Here is a 21,120-nt window from a genome sequence, read left to right as displayed (position 1 = left end):
GCGGCCAGCGGGGCGGCGGTGCGGGGGGTCACCCGGGCACTTTCCGAGCATAGTCAGGCACGCCGTAACGGGATGTGATCGGGGTCATATCCGTCGCGGCGTCCCGGTGACCCGGCCGGGACGCGGCCAGTACCGGGCCACCACCCGGCCCCGCACGTCCGCCACCCCGTACGCCCGGGAGTCGTCGGTGACCAGGTCGTTGTCGCTGCGCAGCCACCAGCCGCCGTCCTGCGGGCGGACCGCGCGCTTGACCACGAGCAGGTCGGGGCGGCTGCGGAAGACCGCCACCACCACGTCGCCGGGGCGCACCGGGCGGCCCCCGGTCCGCACCAGCACGGCGTCGCCGTGCCGCAGGGTGGGTGCCATGGACGGGCCGGTGACCAGGACGGCCGACAGGGGGCCGCGCAGCGCGGGCGCGGCGTGGTCGTCAGCGGCACGCACCGGGGTTTCACCTCCCGCCCGCCGGGGAGCATCTCCAGGAGTAATGTCGTCTTGGATCATCGCAAACATCCCATGGAGGACCCTGATGCGCCTTCCTCGCATCCTCACGCCCCGGGTGACCGCTAGCGCCCACTGCGACCTGCCCTGCGGCGTCTACGACCCGGCGCAGGCCCGGATCGAGGCCGAGTCGGTCAAAATGATCTGCGAGAAGTACCAGTCGAACACCGACCCGGAGTTCCGCACCCGGGCGATCATCATCAAGGAGCAGCGGGCCGAGCTGGTCAAGCACCACCTGTGGGTGCTCTGGACCGACTACTTCAAGCCGCAGCACTTCGAGAAGTACCCGCACCTGCACCAGCTGTTCAACGAGACCACCAAGCTGGCCGGCGCGGCCGGCGCCAAGGGCGCCACCGACCCCGCCAAGGCCGACGAGCTGCTCTCGAAGATCGACGAGATCTCGAAGATCTTCTGGGAGACCAAGCAGGCGTGAGCCTGCCCGCCCAGGCACCGACGATCCGGCCGGCGCGTCCCGAGGACGTGCCGGCCGTCGTCGCGATGGTGCACGAACTCGCCGACTACGAGCGCGCCCCGGAGCAGTGCCACCTCACCGAGGAGCAGCTCACCGCCGCCCTGTTCAGCACTGCGCCGGCCCTGTTCGGGCATGTCGCGGTGGATGACGCCGACGAGCCGATCGGCTTCGCCCTCTGGTTCCTCAACTTCTCCACGTGGGAGGGCGTGCACGGCATCTACCTGGAGGACCTGTACGTCCGGCCGGCCGCCCGCGGCACCGGCGCGGGCCGGCTGCTGCTCGCCACCCTCGCCGCGATCTGCGTCGAGCGCGGCTACCGGCGGCTCGACTGGTGGATGCTCAACTGGAATCCGGCCGCCCACTTCTACGCCGCCATCGGTGCCACGCCCATGGACGAGTGGGTGCCGTACCGGCTGGCCGGGCCGGCGCTGCACGAGCTCGCCGCGCAGGTGCCGGCCGCCCCCACGCGGCCGGACGCCTGACCGGGTAGAGTCCCGCACCGGGGGGATGAGGCGTGACTCAACTGACCGGCCGGCCCACGACGGACGACGACGTCGTGCACCTCACGGTGCCCGCCGACGGCGGCTACCTGGGCGTGCTGCGCACCGCCACCGCCGGTCTCGCGGCCCGGCTCCAGTTCGCCCTCGACGAGATCGAGGACCTGCGCATCGCTGTCGACGAGGCGTGCGCCATGCTCCTCGCCATCGCCACCCGCGACGCCGAACTGGAGTGCCGCTTCGCGGTCACGGAGGACGCCCTCACCGTCGAGGTGACCGTGCCGACCGTGCGGGGCGCCACGCTCCCCTCGGAGTCGTCGTTCGCCTGGAAGGTGCTCACGGCACTGACCACCTCGGCGAGCGCCCGGGCCGCCGACGGCCGGGCCACCATCTCCCTGCTCACCCGCCGCGCCTCCGGCTACTGACCGGTCCGGCGCGCCGGCGCGGCCTCACTCGAAGCCGAGCGCCCGGTTGGTCGGGGTGCTCACGAGCAGGCCGGTGACGCCGAGGCCGAGCGCCATGAGCGGCACCCCGAGCCAGCCGAGCCCGCCCTGGATCATGTACCAGCCGATCGGCAGCAGCATGAGCTGGAGCACGATGGCCGGCGCCCGGGCGCCGGACCGTCGGCGGCCCAGCGCGCCGCCGAGCGCCCACAGCGCGACCGCCCCGCCGACCGCGAACGCGGTCACGAGCAACGCCGAGGTCAGGTCGGTGGTGCGCGCCGTCAGGTCGGACCAGATCAGCCACGCGGCGACCAGGCCGAGCGCCACCGCCTCGGCGCGCAGCAGGAGCACCGCCCAGCGGAGCGTGCCGGGGACCGGGCCGGAGTCGATCGTCACGCGCGACACGATACCCGTGGGTAGGCGCGGTACAGTGCCGCCCATGCGGGCCGTCCTGGTGGTCAATCCGAAGGCCACCACCACCAGCGAGCGCAGCCGGGACGTGCTGGTCCGGGCGCTGCGCAGCGAAGTCGACCTGTCGGTGCGCTACACCCGCCGGCGGGGCCACGCCATGGACCTGGCGCGGGAGGCCGCCCAGGAGGGCGTCGACCTGGTGGTCACGCTCGGCGGCGACGGCACGGTCAACGAGGTGGTGAACGGCCTGATGGCCGCCGAGCCGCCGACCTTCCGCACCGGGCAGACCCCGGCGGAGCGGCTGCCGGCGCTGGCCACCGTCCCGGGCGGCTCGACGAACGTCTTCGCCCGCGCGCTCGGCCTGCCCCGGGAGTGGCCGGACGGCACCAGCATGATCCTGGAGGGGCTGCGGCTGGGCCGGTCCCGCACCATCGGGCTGGGCCGGGCGGACGACCGCTACTTCACCTTCTGCGCGGGCTTCGGCATCGACGCGGCCGTCATCCAGCGGGTCGAGCAGGCCCGCAAGCGCGGCCGGGTGTCCACCCCGGCGCTCTACTTCCGCTCCACGGTGAGCCAGTACTTCCTCGCCTCCGACCGCCGGCACCCGGCCATCACGCTGGAGCGCCCCGGGGAGACCGCCGAGACCGATCTGGGCACGGTCATCATCCAGAACACGGCGCCGTGGACGTACCTGGGCGACCGGGAGATCAACCCGAACCCGGACGCCTCGTTCGACCTCGGCCTGGACGTGCTCGCCATGCGGCGGCTGAAGGTGGCCAGCACGGCACGCACGGTGACCCAGTTCTTCTCCCAGCGGCCCGACCCGCACGGTCGACAGGTGCTCCGGCTGCACGACGTGGCGGAGTTCACCCTGCTCGCGGCCCGTCCCCTGGCCTTCCAGCTGGACGGCGACTACCTCGGCGAGCGGGAAAAAGTCAGATTTGCATCCGTGCCCGCGGCACTGAGAGTAATCTGCTAGGTCTCGGGTACTGCCGTCGGTTGACGCGGACCCCTCACCGCCTCCGGCGGTGTCCGCCACACCGAGGGAAGGTGCCGGAAATGTCAGCAACGTCACGCAGACCGTACTATATTGATCCTCGACTGTGGCACGCCGGGTAACCAGAGCGCTCTGAAACCCGGACAAAAGGGTGGTGAGCCCGCTCACTGTTCGGAGTTTTTCCGAGCGTCACCCTTGACATCACGACAGTTCGTGAAAGTATTCACAAGCGAAGTCGTGTTACCGGGACATTGCCTGGATATGCTCGGCAGGTTGAGCTGTTCCAGCAGGTCCACGGGCCCGCAAGCCTGCTCACGCAGCGCCGAATTGATGGATGCTGACCGTCACCGATCGGCAATGCGGACGCATATAGGAATAGCAACGAAGCGTTATCTGGCCACCCACTTAAGAATGAGGAGTGTTGCCGCCATGGACTGGCGCCACGATGCCGTCTGCCGCGACGAGGACCCGGAGCTGTTCTTCCCGATCGGGACGTCCGGTCCGGCCCTCCTGCAGGTGGAGCAGGCCAAGGCTGTCTGCCGGCGCTGCCCGGTGACCGACCACTGCCTGCAGTGGGCGCTGGAGTCCGGTCAGGACGCCGGCGTCTGGGGCGGGATGAGCGAGGAGGAGCGCCGCGCGGTCAAGCGCCGCGGCGGGCTCCGGGTGCTGCGCGCTCACTCGGCCTGACTCACACGCTGCACGCCCCGGCCGGACACCGGCCGGGGCGTTCTGCTGTCCGGAGCACATGACATCCGGCTACCCCCGCGCCACCCTGGTTGATCATGATGGCGACGCGCGTCACACCGCGCTCCCGACCGGCACGGCGTCGACCCGCCGCAGCACCAGGTCAGCCAGTTCGGGAAGGTCGGTAAGCGGTTCGGCGACCGCCACCGCACCGGCCCGTTCCGCCGTCGACCGGACGGCGTCGTGGAACAGGCCCGGAGCCAGGAAGTAGGCGGCCACCGCCACCCGGCGGGCGCCCGCCGCACGCAGCCGGGACACCGCGACACCGGCGCCCGGTGGCGCCGCCGAGGCGTACGACACCCGGCAGGGCACGCCCAGCTCGGCCCCGAGCGCCGCGGCCACCCGCCCCACCGACCCACGCGCCCGGGGATCCCGGGTGCCCGCCGCGGCCAGCACCACGCCGTCGACGCCGCCCGGCTCCGCCTCGGCCAGCCGGCGGCGCAGCCCGGCCAGCAGCCGGCTGTCCACCGCGCCGTCGGCCGGCCCCAGCACGTCGGTCACCCGTACCTCGATGTCCGCGCCATCCCGGCGTGCCGCCGCGACAGCCGCCGGGACGTCGACCTTCCGGTGGTACGCGGCCGTCAGCAGCAGCGGCACCAGCACCGCCCGGCGGTGACCGGCGGCGGCCAGGTCCCCGAGCACCGCGGCGGGACCGGGGTCGGTGTGGTCCAGCCAGCTCGGCAGCACCGGGACTCCGGGACGGGCGGCCGCCACGGCCCGGGCCAGCGCCCGGGTCGCCGCGGCCGCTCGCGGATCCCGGCTGCCGTGCGCGACGAGCACCACCGGCGGCTCGGCGGTCAGGTGTGCAGGCCGCACTCGGTCTTCTCGAACATGGCCCAGCGGCCCGCCCGCGGGTCCTCCCCCGCCCGGGTGCGGCGGGTGCAGGGCCAGCAGCCGATCGAGCCGTAGCCCCGGGCGAACAGCTCGTTCACCGGGATGTCGTAGCGGGCGATGTAGGCGTCCACGTCCCGCTGGCTCCAGGCCGCGATCGGGTTGACCTTGGCCTTGCCCCGCCGGGCGTCGAAGGCCACCACCGGGGTGTTGGCCCGGGTCGGCGACTCGTCCCGGCGCAGCCCGGCGGCCCAGGCGTCGTACCCGGTCAGCGCCCGTTCCAGCGGCTCGACCTTGCGCAACTGGCAGCAGTCGTCCGGCGACTTGCTGAACAGCCGGGGGCCGTACTGGCCGTCCTGCTGGCCGACGGTCATCCGGGGGCGGATCGACCGCACGGTCACGGGCAGCCGCCGGGCCACCTCGTCGCGGACCTTGAGCGTCTCCGGGAAGTGCAGGCCGGTGTCCAGGAAGACCACGTCCACCCCGGGGGCGACCCGGGAGACCAGGTGGGCCAGCACCCCGTCGGCCATCGAGCTGGTCACGCAGAACCGGTCCCCGAAGGTCTCGGCGGCCCAGCGGGCGATCTCCAGGGCGGGCGCGCCCTCCAGCTCCCGGCCCGCCCGCTCGGCCAGCGCGCGCAGCTCCTCCGGATCGCGCCGGGCCGGGTCGGCCGGGGCCGGCCCGCCGATCCCGACCAGGCCCAGGCCGGCGGCGGAGGGCAGGGCGCTCATCGGGTCACCGCCCGGCTCAGCAGGCCAGTGAACTTCACGGTGAAGACCCGGGCGCAGGCGTGGCACTCCCAGGCGCCGTGCCCGGCCTCGTGCGGCCGCAGGTCCTCCTCCCCGCAGTAGGGGCAGTAGAGAGGCGCAGATCGGGCATCGCTCATCGCAATTCCTCCTCGTCGACCCTGATCACCCAGTTGGCGAAGCTCTCGCCCTCGGTCCGGCCGGCCAGGTAGCGGCGGGCCAGGCGTTCCACGTACTCCGGAAGCTCCTCGGCGGTGGTCTTGAGGCCGCGCAGCTTGCGGCCGAAGCCGGCAGTCTGCCCGGCGGCCATGCCCAGGCCGCCGCCGAGGTGCACCTGGAAGCCCTCCACCTGCCGGCCGTCCGGGCCCACCACGAGCTGGCCCTTGAGCCCGATGTCGGCGACCTGGGTGCGGGCGCAGGCGTTGGGGCAGCCGTTGAGGTGGATGGAGATGTCCGCGTCGAAGTCGCGCAGCCGCTCCTCCAGCCGGGCCACCAGCTCCTCGCCGCGCCGCTTCGTCTCGACGATGGCGAGCTTGCAGAACTCGATGCCCGTGCAGGCCATGGTGCCGCGCCGCCAGGCCGACGGCCGGGCCTCCAGGCCGATCCCGCGCAGCTCCGCCACCAGCGAGTCGGTCCGCTCCGGCGCCACGTCCAGCACCAGCAGCTTCTGGTACGGGGTGAGCCGCACCCGGCCGCTGCCGTGCGCCTCGGCCACGTCGGCGAGCCGGGCGAGCTGGCTGCCGGAGACCCGGCCCACGATCGGGGCGGCCCCCACGTAGTTGTTGCCGTCGCGCTGCTGGTGCACGCCGATGTGGTCGACCGGCTTCGCCGGCAGCGTCGCGGCCGGGCCGTCGAGCAGCGCCCGGCCCAGGTACTCCTTCTCCAGCACCTCGCGGAACTTCGCCACGCCCCAGTCGGCCACCAGGAACTTCAGCCGCGCCCGGTTGCGCAGCCGGCGGTAGCCGTAGTCGCGGAAGATGCCGACCACCCCGGCCCAGACGTCCGGCACCTCGGCCAGCGGCACCCACACGCCGAGGCGCTTGGCCAGCATCGGGTTGGTGGAGAGGCCGCCGCCCACCCAGACGTCGAAGCCGGGACCGAGGTCCGGGTGCTCGACGCCGAGGAAGGCGATGTCGTTCGCCTCGTACGGGGTGTCGACCAGCCAGGAGATCGAGGTCTTGAACTTGCGGGGCAGGTTGGAGTACGCCTTGTCGCCGACGTACCGCCGGACGATCTCGTCGACCGCCGGCGTGGGGTCGAGCACCTCGTCCCGGGCCACTCCGGCGACCGGGCTGCCCAGCACGACCCGGGGGCAGTCGCCGCACGCCTCGGTGGTCTGGAGGCCGACCGACTCCAGCCGCCGCCAGATCTCCGGCACGTCCTCGACCCGGATCCAGTGGTACTGGATGTTCTGCCGGTCGGTGATGTCGGCGGTGTCGCGGGCGAACTCCCGCGAGATGTCCGCGACGACCCGGAGCTGGGCCAGCGTGAGCTCGCCACCGTCCACCCGCACCCGGAGCATGAAGAACTCGTCCTCCAGCTCGTGCGGCTCCAGCACGGCCGTGCGCCCGCCGTCGATGCCCGCTTTGCGCTGGGTGTACAGGCCCCACCAGCGGAACCGGCCGCGCAGGTCCTGCGGGTCGATCGAGGCGAAGCCCCGGTGGGCGTAGATGTTCTCGATCCGGGCCCGCACGTTCAGCGGGTCGTCGTCCTTCTTGATGCGCTCGTTGGCGTTGAGCGGCTCGCGGTGACCGAGCGCCCACTGCCCCTCGCCACGCGGCCGGCGCGGGGCCCGGGCGACGGGCGCCGGGGTGTCGGGCCGGCTCGTGGTGGTGCTGCTGACCGCCATCGCGGCGTCCTCCGTTGTCTGCTGTGCCTGGAAGCGCGGACGCGGCGGCCGGCCCTGGGTGAGGGCCGAGGACGGCGATGTCGGTGACGGCCGGCGCGGAACGCGCCCGAGACGGATGGGTCGGGCGTCGTCAGTGGGCCGGACAGATCGCGCTGCGGACGCGGCCGTAATCGACGTGGCGGCGGGCCACGAAGCGGCGGATGACAGCGGCGGTCATAGGGCTCATGCTCCCACAGCCGGCGATGACCGGCCAATGACCGAGTGTGTGATCCCACATCACGGGCAGCGGTGGGTAATTCGACCCGTTGCTCGGCTCCACCGCGCCGGCCCGCCAGGGGTGGGGACAAATCGGCGGACCGGCACGGCGGGCGCCGCCGCCGTGTGACGCTGCGGGATGTGCATCCGCCCGCCGAGTCCGAACCGTCCCACGACCGTCGCGGTTGGCTGGTCTGGACGGCTCCCGGCCTGCTCACCCTCGTGGTCACGCTCGCCGGCATCGGGCACGCGCAGCCGTGGCGGGACGAGCTGGCGACCTGGAGCGCCGCCACCCGTACGGTCACCGACCTGGTCCGGCTGGCCGGCACCATCGACGCGGCGACCGGGCCGTACTACCTGCTCATGCACGGCTGGACCGCGCTGTTCGGCACCTCGCCGACCGCGCTGCGGCTGCCCTCGGCGCTGGCCATGGCCGGGGCCGCCGCGCTCACCGCCCGGCTGGGCGCCCGGCTGGCCGGTCCGCGGGCCGGGCTGCTCGCCGGCCTGCTCCTCGCCGTCCTCCCGGTCACCTCCCGGTACGGGCAGGAGGCCCGCCCGTACGCCCTGGCCACCCTGCTGGCCGTGCTCGCCACGCTGCTGCTGGTCGGTGCGCTGCACCGGCCGACCTGGCGACGCTTCACCGGGTACGCCGTCGCCGTGGCCGCGCTCGGGCTGCTCCACCTGATCGCCCTCACCCTGCTCGCCGCGCACGCCCTCGTCGTGCTGCTGGTCGCGGCGCGTGGACCGGCGGCGGCCGGACTCGACCCGCCGGCCGGCCCGACACCCCCGGCTTCGGCGCCATCCCGTCAGGGTCGCGAAGCCCACGCGCCGGACGAGGCGCAACCCGTGACCGGCGAGGCCACCACGGCAGCCGGCCGTCCGGCAGCGGGCGCGCGCGGACCGGGCGTCGTCTGGCGGTGGCTGGTGGCGCTGCTGCCGGCGGTCGTGCTCGTCGCCCCGCTGGTGCTGGCGGCCGGAGGGCAGCGCGGCCGCCAGCTCGACTGGGTGCGCCTGGTCCGCGTCGACGACCTGGCCGCGCTGCCCGGCGCGCTGGCGCAGAGCGGGGTGGTGGGCGGCCTGCTCGTCGGTCTCGCCGCGCTCGGCGCGGGGCGGCTCGGCCGGCGGGCGCTGCTGCCGGGGGCCGCCGTGCTGCTGCCGGTGCTGCTGCTCTTCGCCGCCGGCACGGCGGTGCCGCTCTGGGTGACCCGGTACCTGGTCTTCACGGTGCCGTTCGCCTGCCTGCTGGCCGGGGCGGCGCTCGCCGGCGTACGCCTCGCGCCGGCGCTGGCCGTGGTGACCCTGGCCGGCCTGCTCGGGCTGCCCGACCAGGCGGCGCTGCGGCGCACCCATGAGTGGCCGCGGAGCGCACCGGTGGACTACGCGGGCGTGGCCCGGATCGTCGCCGAGCACGAGCAGCCGGGCGACGGGATCGTCTACTCACCCCGGGACAGCTGGCTCTTCCCCGACCTGGGTATGGCGTACCACCTGGGGGCGCGGCGGCCGCGCGACGTGCTGGTGGTGCGCGACCAGCGGCAGCGCGCCGACCTGTGGGCCGCCGAGTGCGCCCGCCCGGCGGAGTGCCTGGCCGGCGTGGACCGGGTCTGGCTGGTGGTCACGGGCCGGCGCGCCGACCCGCTGGCGGCGGTGCCCGGCGCCAAGGGCGAGGCCCTGCGCGACGCCTTCACGGTCCGCCAGGTCTGGCCCCGCCCCGGCCTCACGGTCGCCCTCCTCACCCGGTGAGCCCTCACCCCGCCACGGCCGGGGAGGGGCCACACCCGGGAGCGGTCAGCCGGCGAGGCGGTCGGCGGTGCCGCGGGCCAGGGGGACGATCAGGACGGCCTCCGTGCCGCCCCGGGCGCCGTTGCGCAGCTCGATGGTGCCGCGCAGCTCGCCGGTGACCAGGGCCCGGACGATCTGGAGGCCGAGGTTGCCGCCCTTCTCGGCGTCGAACTGCTCGGGCAGGCCCCGGCCGTTGTCGGCCACCGAGACGTGCAACTGCTTGCGGAACCGGTGCGCCGAGACCACCACGGCCGGCTCCGGCGCGCCCTCGGGACCGGGCGCACCCTCCTCGCCGGCCGGCGGGAAGCCGTGCTCGACGGCGTTGAGCAGCAGCTCGTTGAGGACCATCACCAGCGAGGTGGCGATCTCGGCGGGGAGCACGCCGAAGCTGCCCTGGCGGCGCATGCCGACGGACACCTCGGTGGCCGCCACCTCGGTGGCCGCGCTGGCGACCCGGTCGACGATGCCGTCGAACTCGACCGCCTCGTCGCTGGACATGGAGAGCGTCTCGTGGACCAGCGCGATGGAGGCGACCCGGCGTACCGACTCCTCCAGGGCGACCCGGGCCTCCGGCATGGCCACCCGGCGCGCCTGGAGGCGGAGCAGCGCGGCGACGGTCTGGAGGTTGTTCTTCACCCGGTGGTGGATCTCCCGGATGGTGGCGTCCTTGGTGATCAGGGCGCGGTCGCGGCGGCGCACCTCGGTGATGTCGCGGACCAGGACCAGCGCGCCGATCGGCACGCCCGCGGGCATCAGCGGCAGCGCCCGGGTGAGCATGGTGGCGCCCCGGGCGTCGATCTCCCGCCGGGGCGGGGCCTCGCCGCGCAGCGCGGCCAGCACGGCGTTGCCGGCGTCGGTGCCCTCCAGGGGGTCGCTGGCGAGCCGGCGGTGCAGCTTGGCCAGGTCCTCCCCCACCAGGTGGGAGGCGTAGCCCAACCGGCGGTACGCGGACTGCGCGTTGGGGCTCGCGTAGGTGACCTTCCCGTTGGCGTCGAGCCGGACCAGGCCGTCGCCGACCCGGGGCGCCGAGGTGGTCTCGCCCGGGTGCCGGGGCGGCGGGAAGGTGCCGTCGGCGATCATCTGGGCCAGGTCGTCGGCGGTGGTCAGGTAGTTCAGTTCGAGCTGGCTGGGCGTGCGGGCGGTGGAGAGGTTGGTGTCCCGGCCGACCACGGCCACGACCTCGCCGGACTCCCCGTCGGCGGTGCGCAGCCGCACCGGGATGGCCTCGTGCCGGGCCGGCACGTCGCCGTACCAGACCGGGTCGCCCTCCCGCCAGATCCGGCCCTGCCGGTGGGCGACCTCCAGGTGCGCCACCTCGGGCCCGCCGACGATCCGGCCGACCTGGTCGTCGAGGTACGCGGTCGGCGCGGTCGTCGGGCGGACCTGGGCCACGCAGAGGAAGGTACCGTCGCCGTCGACCGGCACCCACAGCAGCAGGTCGGCGAAGGACAGGTCGGAGAGGAGCTGCCAGTCGCCGGCGATCCGGTGCAGGTGGTCGATGTCGGCCGGCCGGAGCGAGGTGTGCTCCTCGGCGAGGTCACGGAGGGTGGACACGCTGAACAGCGTGCCACGCCGGGCCTCACATCGTCGCCGTGACCTTCTTCAACCCGCGCGGGGCGTCCGGGTCCTCGCCCCGGGCCAGGGCCAGGGCCAGGGCGAGCCGCTGCAACGGCAGGATGTCGAGCAGCGGGGCGTACCGCTCGTCGACCTCGGGCACGGCCATCCGGGCGGTCGCCTCGACGTCGGCGGAGCCGACCACCACGACGTCGGCGCGGCGCTCGCCGAGCCGGGGCAGCACCTCGCGCATCGACTGCCCGCCGGGACCGGAGCCGACCACGGCGAGCACCGGCACGTCGGGGTCGGTCATGGCGAGCGGGCCGTGCAGCAGGTCGGCGCCGGAGAAGGCGAGCGCCGGCAGGTAGGAGGTCTCCATGAGCTTCAGCGCCGCCTCGCGGGCCGTCGGGTACGCGTAGCCCCGGCCGGTGGTGACGAGCTGGGCGGCGAACCGGTAGCGGGGGGCGAGCTGGGCCGGGGTGGCGTCGGACAGGGTGCGCTCGGCCAGTTCGGGCAGGCGGGCCAGGCAGGCGCGCTCCTCGGCGGGGAGGACGCCGTCGCCGGCGCGTACCCCCTCGACGAGCATGAGCAGCGCGAGCAGTTCGGCCGTGTAGGTCTTGGTGGCGGCGACGGCCCGCTCGTGGCCGGCGGCGATGTCGATGCTCAGCTCGGCGGTGCCCACCAGCCGCGAGTCGGGGTTGTTGGTGACGGCCAGGGTCAGCGCGCCGGATTCCCGGGCCACCCGCAGCACCTCGGCCAGGTCGGGCGAGCCGCCGCTCTGGCTGACCCCGACCACCAGGGCGTCGGAGAGGTCCGGCCGGGCGCCGAAGACGGTGACGGTGCTGGGCGAGGCGAGCCCGGCGGGCAGGCCGAGCCGGATCTCGGTGAGGTAGGCCGCGTAGAGCGCCGCGTGGTCGGAGGTGCCCCGGGCCGTGAACACCACGTGCCGGGGCCGGCGCTCGGCGATCACCGCCGCGACCCGGGCGATCGCCCCGGCGTGCTCGGCGGAGAGCAGGCGCTCGTAGCCGGCCGGCTGCTCGTCGATGTCGGCGGCCATCCCGGCCCCTGGACGCGTCACGGAAGACCCCCTCCTGCGCGATTGCCGCGCGTTCGGTGCTCAGTCTTGCACCTTTCAGCGGCAACGAGCAACGGAACGAACAGTAGTGCGCAGTGGATCACCATCCGGGCGCATGATCCCCTAGGCTTGCCCGGCTGGCGGACCCACCACCCGAGAGGGACGACGTGCCCGAGGACGACCCCGCGCTCTCCGCGGAGGAGGAGCTCGCGCTGGCCCGGCTGGCGCTGGCCGAGGGGGACCTCCGGCACGCCGCCGACCACGTCGCCGCCGCGCTCGTCCAGGCGCCCACGCTGCCCGAGGTGCACGAGACGCTCGCCCGGCTCGCCGCCGCCGGTGGCGGCGACCTGGACCTCTTCCCGCTCGGTCACCACGCCTTCGTCGGCGCGGTGGTGGCCCGCGCCCACCTGCTCGCGGCCGCCGGCCGCCCCGCCGAGGGGCTCGACCTGCTGGCCGCGGCCACCGGCTACGCCCCCGCCGCCGAGTGGGCGGCAGTGCCCTGGGTGACCGCGCCCGACCTGCCCGAACGGCTCGACCCCGAGCGCACCGCCCGGATCCTCATGCAGATCTGCGCGGCCGCGCCCGACCCGGTCCCGCGCCGGCTGCGCGACCCGCTGCGCCCGTACCTCACCCTGGCCCGCAACGCGGTCACCGTGCACCCCGCCCACCCGCTGCTGCTGGGCGCGGCGTCCGCGCTGGCCCGGCGCCTCGGCGAGGTCGCCCTCGCCGTCACCTGGGCCTCCCGGGGGGTACGCGCACAGCCCACCAAACTCGGCGAGGTGTGGCTCGGTTACGCGTACCGCAGCGCCGGCCGGACCCGGGACGCGCTCGCCGCCCTCGAACGGGCCGTCGCCCTCGACCCCGACGACCTGGCGGTCTACGCCGACATCGCCGGCACCCTCGCGGACAACGGCCGGCTCGACGAGGCGCTGACCTGGACCGACCGGGCCCTGGCCAAGGACCCGAGCTTCGACTGCGCCGTGCACACCGCGCACCGGCTGCGCTTCCAGCGCGACGGGGACGTGGCCCACCTGGTGGCCCTCGCCGACTTCGTCCGCGACCACCCCGACGACACCCACGAGCACGGCGACCTGGCCGAGTGCTGCCGGGGCCGCCCCTGGCTCGGCCAGGTGACCCCGGCCGGCGGGCCGGTGCTGGACGCGCTGCGCCAGGCGCTCGCCGCCGAGGCCGGCGCCCCGGTCGCCGTACGCCTCGACGGGCTGGAACCGCCGAGCGCCATGCGGACCGCGGCGGCGGCCGCACCGGGGCTGGCCGTCGAGGTGGCCGCGGTGGCCGACCCGGACCCGCGCGAACCCCGCCGGGCCACCACCCGCCAGCTCTGGCGGTACGAAGGCACGGTGGCCGCGCCGACCCTGCCCAGCCCCTCGGCCGAGGCGGCGGAACGGATCCGGCAGCTCGCCCACCCGGCCTGGCCGCACCCACCGGCGGCGTACGACGCCGCGGTGGCACTGGCCACGCTGGACCTGTCCGACCTGCTCGCCCTGCTGGTGCACCCGCCGGCCGCGCCGGCCACCGCGCTGGGGCGGGTGCTCGCCGGCCAGGACCCGTCGCTGTGGGTGCGCTGCGTGCAGGTCTGGGCCTGCCTCGGCCTGCTGCACCACCGCACCGACGAGCCGTGGGCGGAGTCCACCCGGCGCCGGACGCTGCTGGAACTGGTCTGGGGCGTGGAGGACTGGATCACCGAGGCGGCGTTGTTCGCCCTGGTCACCGCCGCCTGGGTGGACCCCGCCGTACGCCCGGACGTGGCGCGGGCGGTGGCCGAGCGGCTGGCCGACGTGGCGGCCGTGGCCCGCGAGCGCCGCGTGCCGATCGCCGTCTCGCTGGCCCACCTGGCGCTGGCCACCCCTGACCTCGACCCGGCCACCCGCGCGCTGGCCGACAGCCTGATCGCCGGCCCGGCGCCGGACGCCCCGGCCGGTCTCCTGCGCCGCCTCTGGCACCGCCTCACGGGCCTCTTCCGCCGCCACTGACGCGCAAACGGCGCGGCCACGCCGTACCCGGTGACGGGTTCGGCGTGGCCGCGACGGGTGGGTCAGGCGACGGGGGCCTTGCCGAGGGCGGCCTCGGCCTGGTCCTCCGGGGTGGCGTCCGCCGGCGGGGCGTCGTTCGACGACCGCAGCGGGACCTCCTTGATGAACCAGGCGAGCACCGGGACCGCCACGGTGAAGAAGACCGCCCAGAAGAAGACGTGCGAGATGGCGTCGGAGAGCGCCCCGAGCACGACCTCCCGCACGGGCCCGGAGAGCTCCTTGAGCTTGTCGAGGTTCATGGCGCCACCCTCGCCACCGCCCCCGCTGGCGAAGGCCGGACCGGCGGGGGAGTCGGCGAGCCGGTTGGCGAAGATCGCGCCGAAGAGCGAGACGCCGAACGAGCCGCCGATCGACCGGAAGAAGGTGGCCGCGCCGCTCGCCGCGCCCAGGTCCTTCTGCTCCACGCTGTTCTGCGCGATGAGCATCGAGGTCTGCATGAGGAAGCCCATGCCGACGCCGAGCACCACCATGTAGAGCGAGGAGACGGTCTTGCTGGTGCCCAGGTCGAGCTGGGTCAGCAGGCCCATGCCGGCGGTCATGACCACGCCGCCGACGATCGGGAAGGCCCGGTAGCGCCCGGTCTTCGTGATGGCCCGGCCGACCACCAGCGAGACCACCAGCATGCCGAACATCAGCGGGAGCAGCAGCAGGCCGCTGTTGGTGGCCGAGGCGCCCTGCACGGTCTGCTGGTAGAGCGGCAGGAAGTTCATGGCGCCGAACATGGCGAAGCCGAGCAGGAAGCCGATCACCGAGATGAGGGCGAAGTTCCGGTTGGCGAACAGGCCCAGCGGCAGGATCGGCTCGGGGGCGCGCCGCTCGACGAGACCGAAGGCCACCAGGGCGACCAGGGCGAGCGCCGCGAGGCCGACGATCTGCGGGGAGGCCCAGTCGTACTGGTTGCCGCCCCACGTGGTGACCAGCACGATCGCGGTGATGCCGACGGAGAGCAGCGCGGCGCCCAGCCAGTCGATCTTGTGCTCGGTGCGGTACTTCGGCAGGTGCATGGTGGTGGCGAGGACCAGCAGGGCCACGCCGCCGAGCGGCAGGTTGACGTAGAACGCCCAGCGCCACGAGAGGTTGTCGGTGATGAAGCCGCCGACCAGCGGGCCGGCCACCATGGCGATGGCCATGATGCCGGCGATCATGCCCTGGTACCGGCCCCGCTCGCGAGGCGGCACCAGGTCGCCGATGATCGCCATGACGCCGACCATCAGGCCGCCGGCGCCGAGGCCCTGGACCGCGCGGAACGCGATCAGCTCGATCATGCCGGTGTCGACCCCGCCGAAGAAGCCGGAGCCGGACATGCCGCAGAGCGCGGAGCCGATCAGGAAGACGACCACCGCGGTCAGGAAGACCGTCTTGCGGCCGTACAGGTCACCGAGCTTGCCCCAGATCGGGGTGGAGACCGTGGTGCCCAGCACGTACGCGGTGACCACCCAGGTGAAGTGGTCGGCCCCGCCGAACTCGAAGACGATCCGCGGCAGCGCGGTGCTGACGATCATGTTGTCGAGCATCGCGAGCATCATCGCGATCATCAGGCCGAACAGGACGACCCGGACGTTGGGCCTCGCTGTCACCTGTGCTGGTTGACTCATGGGTAAGCTCCCCCGAAGATCTGTGACCAACTTACTTGCCGTCCGGCTAGCTACCTTACTAGCCGGACGGTAAGTTGGACACCAGGAACCGTCAAGCGAATTGGGTGGTACGGGTGAGGGAGAGCACAGGCGGCACGCGGGAGCGTATTCAGGCCGTCGCGCTGGAGCTCTTCACCGAGCAGGGCTACGAGAAGACCTCGCTCCGGGAGATCGCCGAGCGGCTCGGCGTGACCAAGGCCGCCCTCTACTACCACTTCAAGAGCAAGGACGAGATCGTCAGCAGCTTCGTCGACGACCGGCTGCGCCGGATGGACGAGCTGATCGAGTGGGCCGGCACCCAACCGGCCACGCTGGCGACCCGGCGCGAGCTGATCAGCCGGTACGCGGACGCGATGTTCGCCGGCGAGCTGCCCAGGGTCATGCGGTTCTTCGAGCAGAACCAGACGGTGCTCAAGAGCCTCGCCGCCGGGCAGCAGATGCGCGAGCGGATGATGCGGCTGGGGCACGAGCTGAGCCGGGGCGACGACTCCCCCGCCGCCCAGCTCCGCGCCGTGCTGACCCTGTTCGCCGTGCACAGCAGCTGGTTCGCGGTCCGCACCCCGGGGATCACCGACGACGAGCGCAAGAAGATCGCCCTCGAGGTGGCCGACGAACTGCTCGCGAAGATCGCCGACGAGTCCTGATCCGGGCCGGCCCGGTCGGGCCGGCGGGGTGCGGCGGCGCGGTCAGGCGGGCGGCGTCAGGTCCAGGCGCAGGCCCAGCAGTTCCACGCCGGGCACCGGGGTCCAGTCCTTCTCGGGCGCCCGCACGAAGCCCAGCCGCGCGTAGAGCCGCCGCGCCACGGTCGCCAGCCCGCTGCGTACGCAGATCACCACAGCCGAGCAGCCCAGTTCGGTGGCGCGGGCCACGCAGGCGTCGACCAGGGCCGCCCCGGCGCCCCGGCCCTGCGCCGCGGGGTCGACGGCGAGCATCCGGAACTCGGCCTCGCCCGGGCCGGCGAGTTCGGCGTACGGGGTGCCGGGCAGCACGAACGTCACGGCGCCCAGCACCTCGCCGGTGACCTCGTCGGCGGCGACCAGCACCTCCCCGGTCTCCGCCCGGGTGGCCACGTCGGCGAGCACCGGGGCGTAGCCGGTCTCGCCCTTGAGCTGCCCGTCGGCCTCGTACGCGGCGATCGTCAGGCGGGCCACCGCCGGGAAGTCCGCCGGCTCGGCGCGGCGGACCAGCAGCCCGCTCAACCGATCACCGCGATGAGGTCACCGTCCTGCACGACGTCGCCCTCGTTGACCGCGATCTGCTGCACGACACCGTCGGACTCGGCGATGACGGGGATCTCCATCTTCATCGACTCCAGGATGACCAGGGTGTCGCCCTCGGACACGGTGTCCCCGGCCGACGCGACGACCTTCCAGACGTTCGCCACCATCTCGGCGCGGATCTCCTCGGCCATCTTCGGGCCCTCCCTCTCGACCGGTGTTCCTGCGAACGGTATCCAATCATGACTCCGCTCACGTCCGGCACCGCGCGCCCGGCACGCCGGATCCGCCCCCACCGGTCCCCGGGCACCGCCGTCGGCACTAGCATCAGCGCCGTCGGTTCCCGGCGCCCGGGAACCGGTACGCGACCTCCGCCGCGCTCGCCCGCGGCCGGACCGTGACCAGCACAAGGAGGCAGAGCATGGCAAAGAAGGCCCGCAAGAAGAAGGCCCGGAAGAAGAGCGGCGCCAACCACGGCAAGCGCCCCAACTCCTGATTTCGGATCAGCGAGGCGCCGGCTCCCAGGGCCGGACACACCGGTGGCCCGGGTCCGCACGGACCCGGGCCACCGGTGTGTCCAGCTCGTTCCCGCCGCCGTCAGTCGGCCAGCTCGCGGGACTCGGTGGTCTCGAAGACCACCAGCTCGGTCAGGCGCACCCGCAGCCGCTCGCGCAGCTGCTCCGGCGCGGTCTCGTTGCCGCAGCAGCGGGCGACCAGCGCCTTCACCTCCTGTTCGAGGCCGTACTCGCGCAGGCAGGGCCCGCACTCCTCCAGGTGCTCCCGGATCAGGACCCGGCGCTCCTCGCCGCACTCCAGGTCCAGGTAGAGGTAGACCTCCGCCAGCACCTCGCGGCAGTCCGTCTCATGCGGCTGTCCACAGCTCACGGTCACACCTCCCGGCCGGCAGCGGCGGTCGAACCCTTCGACGGCGCGGCGCTGAAGCCCCGCTCCGCCGCGTACTGCTCGAGCAGCTTGCGCAGATTACGACGGCCCCGGTGCAGCCGGGACATGACGGTGCCGATCGGCGTGTTCATGATGTCGGCGACCTCCTTGTAGGAGAAGCCCTCGACATCGGTCAGGTAGACGGCCAGGCGGAACTCCTCCGGCAACTGCTGGAGGGCCTCCTTGACGTCGCTGTCCGGCAGCCGGTCCAGCGCCTCGGTCTCCGCCGAGCGCAGCCCGCTGGACGTGTGCGACTCCGCCTCGGCGAGCTGCCAGTCGGTGATCTCGTCCGTGGGGGCCTGCACCGGCTGGCGCTGCCGCTTGCGGTAGGAGTTGATGTAGGTGTTCGTCAGGATCCGGTACAACCAGGCCTTCAGGTTGGTGCCCTGCTCGAACTGGTGGAAGGCGGCGTACGCCTTCAGGTACGTCTCCTGGACCAGGTCCTCGGCATCCGCCGGGTTGCGGGTCATCCGCAGCCCGGCAGCGTAGAGCTGATCGACGAAGGGCATCGCGTCCCGCTCGAAGCGGGCCCTGCGCTCGTCCGTCTTCTCGGTCGTCAACCGCACGTCCCCTCGCGTCGGATGCTTTCCCGCCGAGGATACGCGTACCCACCTGTCGGCAGATTCACTTCCGGACTGTGTGCCGGTGCTCACGGTCGTCGCCCCCGCGGGCCACTCCGGCGCGTCGAGCAGCTGCCTGAGCTGCCGCGCGTCCCGTTCGTCCCGCTCCCGGCTCCGTGTCTCGGTCGGCACCGGTCACCCCCCTCGGCTGGAATCGTCATCCGGAGGTAGTAACGCGCGCCGTGGGGCGGGACATTCCGTCACCGCCCCACCCGTTCCTGGCCCCGGCCTCGGCCGCGACCGACGCTGGGACCAGGAAGGGCCTGGGAGGGTGGCCCCGGACGCCCGAACCGGAACGCCCGACACCATCCGTAGCAACGACCCGCCGCCACCGACGGTCACGCCGGCCCGACGCCGCCGCCGCGTGTCGCCCCGCCCGGCGCCCGACGGTCGCGGGTCCGGGAGACCAGGTCAGGCGGGGAGCCAGCCGCGGGCGCGGAGCCAGTCGCGGACGACGGCGGCCGTGCCCTCCGGGTCGCCGCGGAGGTCGTGCCGCTCCCCCGGGCGGGTCACCACCTCGACGCCGGGGCCCGGCTCGGGCACCCCGAACGGGTCCCGGTCGCCGTTGACCACGAGCGTGGGCAGGCCGGTGCGCAGTTCCCCGTCCCGCGACCGGTCGGGACGCCCGGGCGGGTGCAGCGGGAACGCCAGCGCGACGATCCCGGCCGCGCCGACGGTGTGCGCGGTGCGGCAGGCGACCCGGGCGCCGCTGGACCGGCCGCCGACCAGCCAACGGGCCGCCTCCGGGTGGCGGGAGCGGAGTTCGGCCAGCACCGCCGTCCACGCCTCGTCGAGGTGCCCCGCCGGGGCGGGGGCGCGCCGGCCGGCCACCCGGTACGGCTGGGTCACTCGGATCACGCCCGCCCCGGCGCCGACCAGCGCGTCCCGGACCGCCACCAGGTCCGGGGCGTCCACGTCCCCGCCCGCGCCGTGGCCGAGCACCAGCACGGTGGTGCCGCCGCCCGCCGGCAGGTCGGTGTGGACGCGGGCCGGTCCGCGGGGTGTCCCGATCTCGTCGCTGTGCCGCACCGGCCCATTCTGCGGGCGGCGCCGGCTCCTCCGTCCGTCAGGTGCGGAAATGCGGTCGCCCGCGCCCCCGATGGCGGGAAACGCGGGCGACGGTGAAACGAAAATCAGCCCGATGGCACCAGCGTGAGCAGGCGGTCACGGACCGGCGGGCCGGCCTCGTCGACCGCGTCCGGATCCGGTTGCACCTCGCCGCGCCAGGCGACAAGCATGGCCCGCCGCTCGCGGGGCGTGGTGCCGCCCCAGACGCCGTGGCAGTCGCCCACCTCCAGCGCCCAGGCCAGGCAGGACCCCTGGACGTCACAACTGCGGCAGAGCGCGACGGCCGCGTCGGCCGGCTCGTTGGGTGCCGGAAAGAACGTCTCCGGGTCCACGCTCTGGCAGGTTCCTCTGGTCCGCCACGCCTCGTCCTGGCGCCGCTCGCGCAGGGCCCGCAGCAGTCGCGGATCTCGCCGCGCGGCGGCCACCTCGTGCGGGCGGGGCATACGTGCCCGTGTCAATACACCCACCTCCCCCGTGGGACCGGCAAAGATCACAAAGGATCGATGGGTGTCATCCGCCCCGTGCGAACAGACGCCCACCACCGGCGCTGTGTTCTATCGCACTTGCGCAGGCGGGGACAAGAGTCTTCGGTAAACATGGCTAAACGGCCGGGCGACGTTTCAGGCGCAACCCCGGCAAATCAGCACACGACAATGTGCGGAGTGTGATCAGAACAGCGTCATTTCCGTGTCGGCCTCCGCGCGCGCCAGCGGGACCCGGGCGGTCAGCTCCGGGCCGTCGTTGCGGACGTCGCCGACCGCCGGGGAGACCGGGCGGATCTCCAGCCCGGCGAGCCACTCCGGAGCGGGCGGCGCGAGCAGCGTGGTGGGCTCGTCGGTCGGGCCGAGCCAGGACGCCCAGCGCTCCCGGGGCAGCAGCAGCGGCATCCGGTCGTGCACCTCGGCCAGCTCGCCGACCGCTGCGGTGGTCAGCACGCTGAACGTGAGCCGGGCCTCGCCGTCCGGGTCCCAGACCGACCAGATGCCGGCGAAGGCCAGCACGGAGCCGTCGCGCGGGGTCATGAAGTAGGGCTGCCGCCGGCCGTCGGCCTGCCGGACCCACTCGTACCAGCCGTCGGCCGGGACGAGGCAGCGCCGGCGGGCGAACGACGGGGCGTACGCCCGGCTCGTGGCGATCGTCTCCACCCGCGCGTTGATCATGCGGGCGGCGCCCGCGGCGGTGCGCGACCAGTGCGGGACGAGCCCCCAGCGGCCGACGGAGAGCAGCCGGTGCCCCTCGGGCGCCAGCCGGACGAGCGGCACGGGATCGGTGGGCGCCACGTTGAAGTCGGGCCCGACCCCGCCGGTCGAGTCGGACGACTCGAACAGCGCGCTCAGGTCCCCCGCGCTCCGGGTCGTCGCGTACCTCCCGCACATGGCGCCAACGCTAACCCGCCGCCGGCGTTCCGGCTGTCCCGCCAACCGGGAGCAGGCGCGA

At 74.0% G+C, this 21,120-nt stretch carries 25 protein-coding genes; 9 read left to right on the top strand and 16 right to left on the bottom strand.

Going from position 1 to position 21,120, the window contains the following annotated elements:
* Positions 1–84: 84 nt before the first annotated feature.
* On the bottom strand, positions 85–441 hold the full coding sequence (locus tag GA0070603_RS24865) for a S24/S26 family peptidase (protein ID WP_091318512.1): 357 nt from the start codon (positions 439–441) through the stop codon (positions 85–87).
* An 85-nt stretch (positions 442–526) separates the two neighbouring features.
* Between GA0070603_RS24865 and sodN the strand changes: the two genes are divergently transcribed.
* The 3 genes from sodN (at position 527) to GA0070603_RS24850 (ending at position 1,892) form a co-directional block, all read left to right on the top strand.
* Complete coding sequence (sodN, locus tag GA0070603_RS24860; protein WP_091318510.1) at positions 527–931, top strand: superoxide dismutase, Ni; 405 nt, start codon at positions 527–529, stop codon at positions 929–931.
* A gap of 65 nt (positions 932–996) precedes the next feature.
* Positions 997–1,452: a GNAT family N-acetyltransferase gene (locus tag GA0070603_RS24855; protein ID WP_091322291.1), complete on the top strand. Its 456-nt coding sequence runs from the start codon at positions 997–999 to the stop codon at positions 1,450–1,452.
* A 32-nt stretch (positions 1,453–1,484) separates the two neighbouring features.
* Positions 1,485–1,892 carry an ATP-binding protein gene (locus tag GA0070603_RS24850; RefSeq protein WP_091318508.1) on the top strand — a complete coding sequence of 136 codons (408 nt, stop codon included), beginning with the start codon at positions 1,485–1,487 and terminating at the stop codon, positions 1,890–1,892.
* Positions 1,893–1,916: 24 nt separating this feature from the next.
* Here the strand turns inward: GA0070603_RS24850 and GA0070603_RS24845 are convergent, their stop codons facing one another.
* Positions 1,917–2,306, bottom strand: coding sequence for a hypothetical protein (locus GA0070603_RS24845; protein WP_091318506.1), 390 nt, complete (start codon positions 2,304–2,306; stop codon positions 1,917–1,919).
* 43 nt (positions 2,307–2,349) lie between these two features.
* On the opposite strand from GA0070603_RS24845, the gene GA0070603_RS24840 reads away from it, so the two are divergent.
* Together GA0070603_RS24840 and GA0070603_RS24835 are read left to right on the top strand one after the other, a co-directional pair.
* On the top strand, positions 2,350–3,300 hold the full coding sequence (locus GA0070603_RS24840; RefSeq protein WP_091318503.1) for a diacylglycerol/lipid kinase family protein: 951 nt from the start codon (positions 2,350–2,352) through the stop codon (positions 3,298–3,300).
* Positions 3,301–3,747: 447 nt separating this feature from the next.
* On the top strand, positions 3,748–4,005 hold the full coding sequence (locus tag GA0070603_RS24835) for a WhiB family transcriptional regulator (protein ID WP_088975879.1): 258 nt from the start codon (positions 3,748–3,750) through the stop codon (positions 4,003–4,005).
* Between the two features lie 111 nt (positions 4,006–4,116).
* Here GA0070603_RS24835 and GA0070603_RS24830 read toward each other — a convergent pair whose 3' ends face one another.
* From GA0070603_RS24830 to GA0070603_RS24820, 4 genes are read right to left on the bottom strand one after another with little or no spacing between them, the layout of a single operon-like run.
* The gene (locus tag GA0070603_RS24830; RefSeq protein ID WP_244282605.1) at positions 4,117–4,878 is read right to left on the bottom strand and encodes a sirohydrochlorin chelatase; all 762 of its coding nucleotides are present in this window, start codon (positions 4,876–4,878) and stop codon (positions 4,117–4,119) included.
* Entirely contained in the window at positions 4,860–5,624 is a 765-nt protein-coding gene (locus GA0070603_RS24825; protein ID WP_091318501.1) for a phosphoadenylyl-sulfate reductase, read from the bottom strand. The genes GA0070603_RS24830 and GA0070603_RS24825 overlap by 19 nt, the downstream gene beginning before the upstream one ends.
* Entirely contained in the window at positions 5,621–5,779 is a 159-nt protein-coding gene (locus tag GA0070603_RS31305; RefSeq protein WP_139131928.1) for an IS1 family transposase, read from the bottom strand. Before GA0070603_RS31305 ends, GA0070603_RS24825 begins: the two co-directional genes overlap by 4 nt.
* Positions 5,776–7,488 carry a nitrite/sulfite reductase gene (locus GA0070603_RS24820; RefSeq protein WP_091318500.1) on the bottom strand — a complete coding sequence of 571 codons (1,713 nt, stop codon included), beginning with the start codon at positions 7,486–7,488 and terminating at the stop codon, positions 5,776–5,778. The genes GA0070603_RS31305 and GA0070603_RS24820 overlap by 4 nt, the downstream gene beginning before the upstream one ends.
* Positions 7,489–7,884: 396 nt before the next feature.
* On the opposite strand from GA0070603_RS24820, the gene GA0070603_RS24815 reads away from it, so the two are divergent.
* Positions 7,885–9,483, top strand: a complete 1,599-nt coding sequence (locus tag GA0070603_RS24815) for a glycosyltransferase family 39 protein (protein ID WP_244282604.1) — start codon at positions 7,885–7,887, stop codon at positions 9,481–9,483.
* Between the two features lie 45 nt (positions 9,484–9,528).
* Here the strand turns inward: GA0070603_RS24815 and GA0070603_RS24810 are convergent, their stop codons facing one another.
* Together GA0070603_RS24810 and GA0070603_RS24805 are read right to left on the bottom strand one after the other, a co-directional pair.
* Positions 9,529–11,076 (bottom strand): PAS domain-containing sensor histidine kinase, encoded by a 1,548-nt coding sequence (locus GA0070603_RS24810; RefSeq protein ID WP_091318498.1) that lies wholly within the window; start codon positions 11,074–11,076, stop codon positions 9,529–9,531.
* 25 nt (positions 11,077–11,101) lie between these two features.
* Complete coding sequence (locus tag GA0070603_RS24805; protein WP_091318496.1) at positions 11,102–12,133, bottom strand: SIS domain-containing protein; 1,032 nt, start codon at positions 12,131–12,133, stop codon at positions 11,102–11,104.
* A 185-nt stretch (positions 12,134–12,318) separates the two neighbouring features.
* On the opposite strand from GA0070603_RS24805, the gene GA0070603_RS24800 reads away from it, so the two are divergent.
* A complete protein-coding gene (locus GA0070603_RS24800) occupies positions 12,319–14,142 on the top strand; it encodes a tetratricopeptide repeat protein (protein ID WP_091318494.1) in 1,824 nt (607 codons plus the stop codon).
* Positions 14,143–14,204: 62 nt separating this feature from the next.
* On the opposite strand, the gene GA0070603_RS24795 is transcribed toward GA0070603_RS24800, so the two are convergent.
* Entirely contained in the window at positions 14,205–15,797 is a 1,593-nt protein-coding gene (locus GA0070603_RS24795; protein ID WP_091318491.1) for an MDR family MFS transporter, read from the bottom strand.
* 113 nt (positions 15,798–15,910) lie between these two features.
* On the opposite strand from GA0070603_RS24795, the gene GA0070603_RS24790 reads away from it, so the two are divergent.
* Positions 15,911–16,480, top strand: a complete 570-nt coding sequence (locus GA0070603_RS24790; protein ID WP_091322288.1) for a TetR/AcrR family transcriptional regulator — start codon at positions 15,911–15,913, stop codon at positions 16,478–16,480.
* Between the two features lie 42 nt (positions 16,481–16,522).
* Here GA0070603_RS24790 and GA0070603_RS24785 read toward each other — a convergent pair whose 3' ends face one another.
* Complete coding sequence (locus GA0070603_RS24785) at positions 16,523–17,035, bottom strand: GNAT family N-acetyltransferase (RefSeq protein WP_091318488.1); 513 nt, start codon at positions 17,033–17,035, stop codon at positions 16,523–16,525.
* Positions 17,032–17,247, bottom strand: coding sequence for a biotin/lipoyl-binding carrier protein (locus tag GA0070603_RS24780; RefSeq protein WP_089012714.1), 216 nt, complete (start codon positions 17,245–17,247; stop codon positions 17,032–17,034). Before GA0070603_RS24780 ends, GA0070603_RS24785 begins: the two co-directional genes overlap by 4 nt.
* Before the next feature lie 227 nt (positions 17,248–17,474).
* Between GA0070603_RS24780 and GA0070603_RS32675 the strand changes: the two genes are divergently transcribed.
* Positions 17,475–17,549 (top strand): 50S ribosomal protein bL37, encoded by a 75-nt coding sequence (locus GA0070603_RS32675; RefSeq protein ID WP_369700219.1) that lies wholly within the window; start codon positions 17,475–17,477, stop codon positions 17,547–17,549.
* 101 nt (positions 17,550–17,650) lie between these two features.
* Here the strand turns inward: GA0070603_RS32675 and rsrA are convergent, their stop codons facing one another.
* The 5 genes from rsrA to GA0070603_RS24755 all read right to left on the bottom strand — a co-directional run bounded on the left by rsrA (position 17,651) and on the right by GA0070603_RS24755 (position 21,059).
* Complete coding sequence (gene rsrA, locus GA0070603_RS24775; RefSeq protein ID WP_091318486.1) at positions 17,651–17,938, bottom strand: mycothiol system anti-sigma-R factor; 288 nt, start codon at positions 17,936–17,938, stop codon at positions 17,651–17,653.
* Between the two features lie 2 nt (positions 17,939–17,940).
* Positions 17,941–18,747 (bottom strand): sigma-70 family RNA polymerase sigma factor, encoded by an 807-nt coding sequence (locus GA0070603_RS24770; protein ID WP_091318484.1) that lies wholly within the window; start codon positions 18,745–18,747, stop codon positions 17,941–17,943.
* Between the two features lie 279 nt (positions 18,748–19,026).
* Entirely contained in the window at positions 19,027–19,644 is a 618-nt protein-coding gene (locus GA0070603_RS24765) for an alpha/beta hydrolase family protein (RefSeq protein ID WP_091318481.1), read from the bottom strand.
* Between the two features lie 104 nt (positions 19,645–19,748).
* Positions 19,749–20,141, bottom strand: a complete 393-nt coding sequence (locus GA0070603_RS24760; protein WP_091318479.1) for a WhiB family transcriptional regulator — start codon at positions 20,139–20,141, stop codon at positions 19,749–19,751.
* 210 nt (positions 20,142–20,351) lie between these two features.
* On the bottom strand, positions 20,352–21,059 hold the full coding sequence (locus GA0070603_RS24755) for an SOS response-associated peptidase (RefSeq protein WP_091318476.1): 708 nt from the start codon (positions 21,057–21,059) through the stop codon (positions 20,352–20,354).
* Between the last annotated feature and the right edge of the window lie 61 nt (positions 21,060–21,120).

Source organism: Micromonospora chersina, from assembly GCF_900091475.1.
Lineage (GTDB): Bacteria > Actinomycetota > Actinomycetes > Mycobacteriales > Micromonosporaceae > Micromonospora > Micromonospora chersina.
Note: the sequence above shows the minus strand (reverse complement) of the source record. Positions and strands in the feature narration are given on the sequence as shown.